General features: G+C 66.3%; 8 protein-coding genes. 4 read left to right on the top strand and 4 right to left on the bottom strand.

The window, feature by feature from the left end:
• Positions 1–330: glutathione binding-like protein (locus ACXJKR_RS17430; RefSeq protein WP_457323891.1), on the top strand; the 330-nt coding region annotated here is incomplete at its 5' end.
• Positions 331–534: 204 nt separating this feature from the next.
• On the opposite strand, the gene ACXJKR_RS17435 is transcribed toward ACXJKR_RS17430, so the two are convergent.
• From ACXJKR_RS17435 to ACXJKR_RS17450, 4 genes are read right to left on the bottom strand one after another with little or no spacing between them, the layout of a single operon-like run.
• On the bottom strand, positions 535–930 hold the full coding sequence (locus ACXJKR_RS17435; protein WP_056193224.1) for a tautomerase family protein: 396 nt from the start codon (positions 928–930) through the stop codon (positions 535–537).
• A 56-nt stretch (positions 931–986) separates the two neighbouring features.
• A complete protein-coding gene (locus ACXJKR_RS17440) occupies positions 987–1,940 on the bottom strand; it encodes an AraC family transcriptional regulator (protein ID WP_457323892.1) in 954 nt (317 codons plus the stop codon).
• On the bottom strand, positions 1,937–3,145 hold the full coding sequence (locus ACXJKR_RS17445) for an MFS transporter (protein ID WP_457323893.1): 1,209 nt from the start codon (positions 3,143–3,145) through the stop codon (positions 1,937–1,939). Before ACXJKR_RS17445 ends, ACXJKR_RS17440 begins: the two co-directional genes overlap by 4 nt.
• On the bottom strand, positions 3,142–3,783 hold the full coding sequence (locus ACXJKR_RS17450) for a DUF1579 family protein (RefSeq protein ID WP_157281171.1): 642 nt from the start codon (positions 3,781–3,783) through the stop codon (positions 3,142–3,144). The genes ACXJKR_RS17445 and ACXJKR_RS17450 overlap by 4 nt, the downstream gene beginning before the upstream one ends.
• 205 nt (positions 3,784–3,988) lie before the next feature.
• On the opposite strand from ACXJKR_RS17450, the gene ACXJKR_RS17455 reads away from it, so the two are divergent.
• From ACXJKR_RS17455 to ACXJKR_RS17465, 3 genes are all read left to right on the top strand, one after another.
• Positions 3,989–6,091, top strand: coding sequence for an ATP-binding protein (locus ACXJKR_RS17455; protein ID WP_457323894.1), 2,103 nt, complete (start codon positions 3,989–3,991; stop codon positions 6,089–6,091).
• A gap of 311 nt (positions 6,092–6,402) precedes the next feature.
• On the top strand, positions 6,403–8,241 hold the full coding sequence (locus tag ACXJKR_RS17460; protein ID WP_457323895.1) for a TonB-dependent receptor plug domain-containing protein: 1,839 nt from the start codon (positions 6,403–6,405) through the stop codon (positions 8,239–8,241).
• Positions 8,241–8,538 (top strand): YfiR family protein (locus ACXJKR_RS17465; protein ID WP_457323896.1); only part of this gene is annotated, 298 nt, incomplete at its 3' end. The genes ACXJKR_RS17460 and ACXJKR_RS17465, both read left to right, overlap by 1 nt.

The raw sequence follows: 8,538 nt of genomic DNA on the forward strand, positions 1-8,538 counted from the left end.
CGCGTGCAGGAATGGCTGGCCTTCGTCGGCAGCGAACTGCACAAAGGCTTCTCGCCGCTGTTCAATCCGGCCCTGCCCGAAGAGGCCAGGCCGATCTTCAAGAAGAAACTGCTCGATCGCTTTGGCTGGGTGAACCAGCAACTGGCCGGCAAGTCCTACCTGATGGGCGAGACCTTCACCGTGGCCGACGCCTACCTGTTCGTGATCACCGGCTGGGCCGGCCGCGTCGGCGTGGACATCGCGGGCCTGGAGAACCTGGCGGCCCACCAGGCGCGAATGCGCCAGCGCCCTGCGGTCCAGGCGGCTCTGCAGGCCGAAGGCCAGGCTTGAGACGCAGGACATCGCGTGCCGGACAAAAGCGTGCCGGGCGCCGGCGCGCAGGCCGTGCGGCGCGGGCGCTGCTTGCGACCAACAATGACTGGGACGCCATGCGACACGTCCGACGGGGCGTTGCAGACATATTTCTGGAGGTGATAGAACTCACCGAGCGGCACCACGCACCTGCCTGCCACCATCTCGTGTATTCCGGAGCGATCACGCCCCGTGCTGGAACCGGTACTCCTGCGTTAGACCTCCGTACCCGTAGGCTGTTGGCCGGACATCCTGCACGTAGACATAGCTTTCCGGATGCAGTTTGCCGAGCAATTGCGAAAAGGCCTCGAATACCTCGGACACGTAAAGCGCCTTCTCAGCCTTTGTGTTGGTCTCGTCGACAACCTTGATGTCGAAATAGAAGCTGCTCTTTTGCTGCGCCGCCAGCGAAGTGCCTCCGACGATCCAATGGTGAGGGTCGACGTATTCGATGGCAATGGCGGTGAGCTCGGGCTTCTTCTTGAGGATGCGGCTCGTCTTCTCGAGCAGGAGGCTGGCGATGCGGGCGCTCATTTCCGGCGACGGCGTCGCGCTGACTTTGACGTTGATGATGGGCATCGTGTCTCCTGTGTTTAGCAATGCAACAAAGTGAATTGCCGCGCCGGGCGGCGGCGTCAGCCGGCCCGCCAGCGCAGCCTTCCCGGTGGTACGCCGAAGAGGCGCTTGAATGCGCGGCTGAAAGAAGCTTCAGACTCATAGCCCAGGCGCTGTGCRATGTCCGCGACGGTCAGGCGGCCATGACGGAGCCACGCGCCGGCCACGTGCATACGCCAGTGCGCGATATAGCGTGCCGGAGACAGGCCGACAGCGGCAGTGAAGCGCTCGGTGAAGGCCGAACGCGACAAGCCGGCGATCTTCGCCAACGCCACGACCGACCAGAGATGACCCGGTTGGTGATGGATCGCCGCCAGCGCGCGGCCAATCGGTGCGTCGCGCGCACCGGCCAGCCAACCCTTCAGGTCTCCCGCGTGGGTCTCGGCCCAGCCACGCACCATGGCCGTGACCACGGCATCGGCGAGCCGCGTCATCATCGTTGCGGCGCCGACGCGCTGCGCCGCCACCTCGGCGGCCATCAAGGACAACAACGTAGGCAGTACAGGGTCACTCGCCTCAGTACGCCGCAGCACCAGCACCTCGTCCATCAACTGGGTCAGCGGATGCACGGCGGGTTCGTCGAATTCGAGCGCGCAACAGACGATCAGTGAACGCGCGCCACCACCGCCGGCACGCATGTTGTGCGTGGTGGGACCGGTCGAATCCTGGTCGAACTCTTCCAGCGGCCGGGCGGGCGTCGTGGGCGCGTCGGTGATCGCATGGCCGGTGCCACGCGGCAGCAAGGCCACGTCGCCCGGACCAATCCAGAAGGGTTCTTGCAACGGCAGCCTCAGCCAGYATCCACCCTCAACCACGAAATGGAAGCACACGCCATCCTGACGCGGAATCTGCAGGCCCCACGGCGCCGTCATGTCGGTACGGCAGTACGACGCACGCACCAGCCGCAGGTCCTGCAGAACGGGGTTCAGCAGGTCGAGGTCGGGGGGCCCTGGATTATCCCGGTGGGTGTTCATGGCGGCCGAGTGTGCGCGGGCTGTCCGGGTGAGCGTAAGACGGGGTCTTTCGGTACGGCAAGGCGYCGGGTCGACCAGGTCGCGGGCAGCGCGAGCGCACACAGCAGCAGCGCCATCTGCATCGGCGCCTCGACGCCCAAACGCGCCAACGCCACGCCGCCGGCCAGTGATCCTGCTGCAATGCCGGCATTGACTGCGGAGGCGCTGAGGGCTGCGGCGAGGTCGGCACCAGGGCCCGCCAGCGCCACCACGCGCAACTGGATCGCCGGAACCATGCCGAAACCCGCCAGGCCCCAGGCAGCAAGCGCGATCAACGCCACCATCGGGCTCGAACCGAAGAGGTAGAACAGACCGAGCACGGCCACCAGCACCACGTTCGCCGCCACCAGCGTGAGGCCAGCATCGCGGTCCGCAAGACGCCCGCCGGMAAACATGCCGACGGCGCTGGCAACGCCGTAAGCGAGCAGATAAACGCTGATCGTCGCGTCCGCTGCGCCACTGACCTGCTTCAGGTACGGCGCGATGAAGGTGAAAGCGCTGAACTGCCCGCCCATCAGCAGCGCGGCCACGCCCAGCAACGCCAGCACGCGCGGCGCGAAGGCGGCGCGCACCTGCACCCCGAACGGGTCAGCAAGGCGAACATTCGAGCGCGGCACGAAACACAGCGTTGCGACACAGGCCGCGGCACCCAACGCGACGATAGCCGCGAAGGCCGTGCGCCAGCCCGTCGCCTGCGCCACCCACGTCCCCAGCGGTACGCCCAGTACGGTGGCAACGGCCACGCCGCCGAAGACCATCGCCATGGCTTGGCCGCGCTGCTCAGGACGCACGAGCCCAGCCGCAACCACGGAGGCGGCACCAACGAAAAGCCCGTGCATGGCGCCGGGCACGAAGCGCGCGACCAGAAGCAGACCGAGCTCATGCGAGACGATCACGATGAGGTTGAATGTGACGAACACCGCCAACGACAGCGCGAGCACGGAGCGCCGCTCCAGGCGCGTGGTCAGCGTCGTTGCAACGGGGCCGCCGATCGCGATGCCCAGCGCATAGGCCATCACCATATAGCCGGCGCTGTTGATCGACGTGCCCAGGTCGCGCGCAACCAGGTCCAGCACGCCGACGATGACAAACTCTGCGGTGCCGAAGACGAAGGCTCCCACCGCCAGCACGACCAGTGCGGCGCGCGCGTCGGGCTGCCGGCTCACGGTGCGGTTCGCGTGTAGATCGCGCGGGTAGCCAGCGCCTCCTTGCGGCCCGGTGGCGTGAAGTAGAGCTCGATGACGTGACGGTCCTGCCCTTCGATGCGTATCGCCGTGCGCATCGGGACCGTCTTGCCAACGAAAGCTTCGCCCGCGACGCCTTGATCCACGAACGTGCCGAACAGGTCAATGCTTGTTTGCGGCCCCGACCCCGTGCGGCTGACATAACGCATCATCCCGGCGTTCGCCTCGTCAATGGTGACCCATTCGTAGCGCGCAGCCATGTTGTCGTAGCCCAGCCAGCCGCGGCGCCAATAGCGTGACTTTTCCAACGTGCCTTCGGTTGTGTCCTCAAGGTAGCGGCCGCCGGCCACCCATTCGCGGCGCGTGACGAAGTCGTCGGAGGTGATCGGCGGTGCGTCGGCGCTTCGGCCCAGCGTGGCATAGACACCCATCTGCACGCGCCAAATACCCGCCAGCGGCGCAAGCATGGCGTGGCCCGGGCCAGGCAATCCACGGCGCAGCCATGGCGGCAAGTCGGTGGCCGCTGCGACGGATGGCGCGGTGCCGACCTCCTTGTCCTGGGCGTGCGTGGTGCCGAGCATCATGCCGAGCGTCGCAATGCCGATGACCGTTGCGCGCATGCGCTTCCAGCGAATCTTCACAGGGTCCCTTTCGTGAACAGGAGCGTCAACTTTGCCTATGGATGCGGCGTCGTGCCATGGCCCGTTGACCGGTTTGCTTGGCCGTTCGTCCCGCGGTGATGGCCGAGCGTGCGCGGATGCGCATAGAGTCGGGACAGCGCACTGTCGCGCTGGGAACTATGGCCACGCTTGCAGGAGCGGACGAATGGTCACGAGATCCAGGAAAGTGGCTCACCAAAGCAGAAAAACCTTGCGCAGGAAGCGCTTGCTGGCGCGTGAGTTGGCGGGAAGACGCGGCTCAGACATACGCCGGTATCAACAGCTCTTCGCCTGCAACCCCTTGCCCATGTGGGTCTATGACCTGCAGACGCTGCGCTTTCTCGACGTCAACGAGGTGGCCTGCCAGAAATACGGCTACGCGCGCGAGGAATTCCTTTCGATGTCCATCCGCGACATCCGCCCACCGGAAGACGTGGGCGCCGTGGAGACGTCAGTACGCCTCACGCCCGCCGAGGTGTTCAACAGCGGCGTCTGGCGGCATCGGCTCAAGGACGGGCGGCTGATCTACGTCGAAATCACCTCTCATGAGTTGCTCTATGAAGGCCGGCCTGCCCGCTTCGTCGCACCGCTTGACGTGACCCTGCGCATGCAGGCGGAAGCGGCACTGCGAGAGCGCGAGGCCGGTTTGCGGCGCGCCCAGGGGGTGGCCAAACTCAGCCATGTGGTGACCCGCCCGGACGGCTCCTTCGAGCGCTGGTCCGACACCCTGCCCCAGCTCGTCGGCTGCGCGCCGCAGGACATGCCGCGCACGACACGTGACTGGATGAACCAGCTGGTGCATGCCGACGATCGGGCCAGCTACCGCAGTGCGAGCCTCGAAGCGGCGCGCACGCGGGCCAAAGTCGAAGTGGAGTACCGCCTGGTGCGCGCCGATGGCGAAGTCGTGCAGGTGGCCCAGGTGATCGAGCCCCTCGAGGAGGTGGCCGAGGTCGGCGGCCTGCGATGGTTCAGCACCCTGCAGGATGTGACGGTCCAGAAGGCGGTGGAAGCCACCATGCGCGACCTCAACGAGCAGCTCGAGCACCGGGTGGCCCTGCGGACCGAACAGCTGGAAGCATCCAACCGCGAGCTCGTCGCTGCCACCCGCGCCGCCGAGCATGCCAACCAGGCCAAGAGCGAGTTCCTGAGCCGCATGAGCCATGAACTGCGGACGCCGCTGAACGCCATCATCGGCTTCTCGCAGATGCTCGCCACCCCCGGCCACGGCTTGCCCGCGGAAAGGCAAGCGGCCTTCAACGCCCATATCCAGAAGGCCGGCGAGCACCTGCTGACGCTGATCGGTGAACTGCTCAACTTGTCGCAGATCGAAGCCGGCAAGCTGAAGCTCGACATGCAGGTACTGCCGCTGCGCCAGTTGCTGGCCGAGTGCGAAGCCATGGTCATGCCGCAAGCCCAGGCCCGCGGCCTGCAAACGAATTTCGAGGCGCCGCCAGACGCGCTGGCCGTGGTGGCGGACCGAACGCGACTCAAGCAGGTGCTGCTGAACCTGCTGTCCAACGCCATCAAGTACAACCGGCCGGGCGGTGCGCTTGAACTGCGGGTGCGACCTTCCGGCGCCGAGCGCGTGCGCATCGAAGTCCAGGACGGTGGCGCAGGACTGAGCCCGCAAGAGGTGACCCAGCTCTTTGAGGCCTTCAATCGGCTGGGGCGTTCCGGCGAAGGCACGGGCGCCGTGGAAGGCACGGGCCTCGGCTTGGTCGTGACGCGGCACCTGGTCGAATTGATGGGCGGCCGAATCGGCGTGGACAGCACGCCCGGAACGGGCAGCTGCTTCTGGTTCGAGCTGGCTGGCGGTGAAGCCGTGTCGCGGAAGCCGGAGATCGGCGTCGGCCCGCAGGAGCGCCGTGGCGGCGTGAGCGACATCCAGCCGCAGCTCACCGTGCTGCTGGTCGAAGACGACCTGCCCAGCCACGAACTCGTGCGCGCGCAGCTGTTGCATCGGCCGGACCTGCGCCTCATCACGGCAAGCAACGGGCGCGAGGGCGTGGCGCTGGCCCTTGCCCACGCGCCCGCCGTCATCCTGATGGACAACCGGATGCCGGAACTCACCGGGCGCCAGGCCTTTCAACTGCTGTCGCAGGATCCGCGTACCGCCAGGATTCCGGTGATCGCCATCAGCGCGGGGGCCGACACCATGCCCGAGGGTGACGGCGAGCCGATCCTCTGGTTCCGCCGGGTTGCCAAACCTTTTGACCAGGGTGATCTGCTGTCTGCGATCGATGACGCCATCCGCCACAGAGCGGCCTGAAGTCGTCCGACCGATGCTAAAGCTAACTTACCATATCAACTGACAAACTTGCGGCGCGACAGCCATCGGGGCCCAACTTCAGACTCCCCTACCAACGGCCGAAAAACCATAACGACGGCGCGGCCATTGTGTTTGCGTTGCCTCTGTAGCACATGACTCACAGAATGAGCTGACCTACAAATCAAATGAACGAGGCGGCCATGTCTGAGACGCTGCGCAGCCGGCCGAGACAGGAGACAGGTGGGAGAGTTGAACGGTGGCCGCGCGCGCCGCGCTGCGCTCATGGCCTGGGCCTGCTTTTTTCGCTTCTGATGGTGACCCAGGGCGCCGGGGCAGCTGGCACCACGAACCTGGCAGACCTGTCACTGGAGCAGCTGGGCGACATCGAGATCACCTCGGTGTCAAAACGGGAGCAGCGCCTGGCCGACGCGCCGGCCTCGATCTACGTCATCACCAAGGAGGCCATCCAGCGCGCCGGCGTCAATACGCTGGCCGAAGCCCTGCGCCTGGCTCCCAACCTGCAGGTTGCACGCATCAATGCCAGCCAGTACGCCATCAGCGCGCGCGGCTTCAATTCGGCCACGGCGAACAAGCTGCTGGTGCTGATCGATGGCCGCAGCGTCTACACGCCGCTGTATTCCGGCGTGTTCTGGGAATCCCAGGACGTGCCTTTGGGTGACGTGGAGCGCATCGAGGTCGTCAGCGGCCCGGGCGGCACGCTGTGGGGCGCCAATGCCGTCAACGGCGTCATCAATGTCATCACGACGCCCGCCGAGGGCAGTCTGGGAACGCTCGCGTCGGCGGCGGCCGGCAATCTCAGCCAGGGCCTGTCGCTGCGCCATGGCTGGCGCTTCGATGGCGGCGGCGCCGTGCGCGCCTATGCCAAGTACAACCGCCGCCAGGACAGCGAGCGAGCCAGCGGCGTCGATGCCGACGATGGCTTCGAGAAGCTCCAGCTGGGTTTTCGGGCGGGTATCGACGCCGGCGGCGGCGCGCTGACGCTGCAGGGCGATGCCTACAAGGAGTCGATCAGCCAGCCCAATGCCGCCGACCAGCGCCACCATGGTGGCAACCTGCTGGCGCGTTGGGTACGACCGATGGACGACGGCGCCACGCTGAATCTGCAGACCTACGTCGACCGCTCCTGGCGCGATGTCCCTGGCTCCTACAACGAGAACCTGCAGGTCGTCGATGTCGACCTGCAGTACCTGCTGGCTGCCAGCGAGGGCAGCCAGTGGATCTTTGGCGGCGGCCACCGCATGGCCGAGGACGAAGTCGGCAACTACGGCAGCCTGGCCTTTCTGCCCGCATCCCGGCGCCTGCACTGGACGAATGCCTTCGTCCAGCATGAGCGCCAGCTTTCGCCGACCGCGACGCTGACGCTGGGCACCAAGGCCGAGCACAACAGTTACACGGGCACGGAATGGATGCCAAGTGCGCGGCTGGGCTGGAAACTGTCGCCCCAACTGCTGCTGTGGAGCGCAGCGTCCCGTGCAGTGCGCACGCCCTCCCGCATCGATGTCGAGTTCTTCGTGCCAGCGCAGCCACCTTACCAGCTGGCGGGCGGCCCCAACTTCCGCTCGGAGATTGCCAACACGCTGGAGGTTGGCGCGCGAGCTCAACCCAGCGAGAACCTGTCCTACTCGGTCACGGTATTCGGCAGCCGCTACTCGAGCCTGCGCAATTACCGGCGCCTGAGCGACCGCACTTTCGTACTGATCAATGCATCCAAAGCGGAGGTCTATGGCGTCGAGGCCTGGGGCCGCTACCAGGTCAGCAGGAGCTGGGCTGTTCATGCCGGACTGACCTCGATGCACGAGCGCTTCAGCGGCGCCAACGTGGCCGCCATCGCGCCCGGAAACGATCCCCGCTACCAGGTTCGGCTGCAGTCCTCTTGGTCGCTGGCGGCGGGCGTGGATATCGATGTCACGCTACGGCGGGTCGCCAAGCTGCGCTTCACCACCGTGCCCGGCTACAACGAGGCCGATGCGCGTGTCGGCTGGCGGTACTCCGACAGGCTGGCCTTCGCCGTCTCGGCGCGCAATCTCCTGCATGCAAATCACCGCGAGTTCGCGCAGGGCGGCGCTACCGGGGCCGACCCGATCATGGTCGGGCGCACCGCCCAGATCACCGCCACGGCGAGATTCTGATGCCGCGCCTGAGCCTATTTCTCGGGTGCCTCCTGCAATGGCGCGGCAATGTGCCAGTGCTGCGGYGCATGGCGATCGCAGGTCTTCTCTTCTTCGCCGCCGCGCAAAGCGGCGCCGCCGACAACGACAGCCGTGCGCTGGAAGCCCAGATCAAGGCCGCCTATCTGTACAAGTTCGCCGGCTATGTGGAGTGGCCGCCGAATGCCTTCGTGGATGCCACGATGCCTTTCACCATCGGCATCGTCGGCGCCGGGGACATCGCCACCGAGCTCAACAAGCTCACGTCGGGCCGTTCAC

The organism is Roseateles sp. P5_E11 (assembly GCF_054049355.1).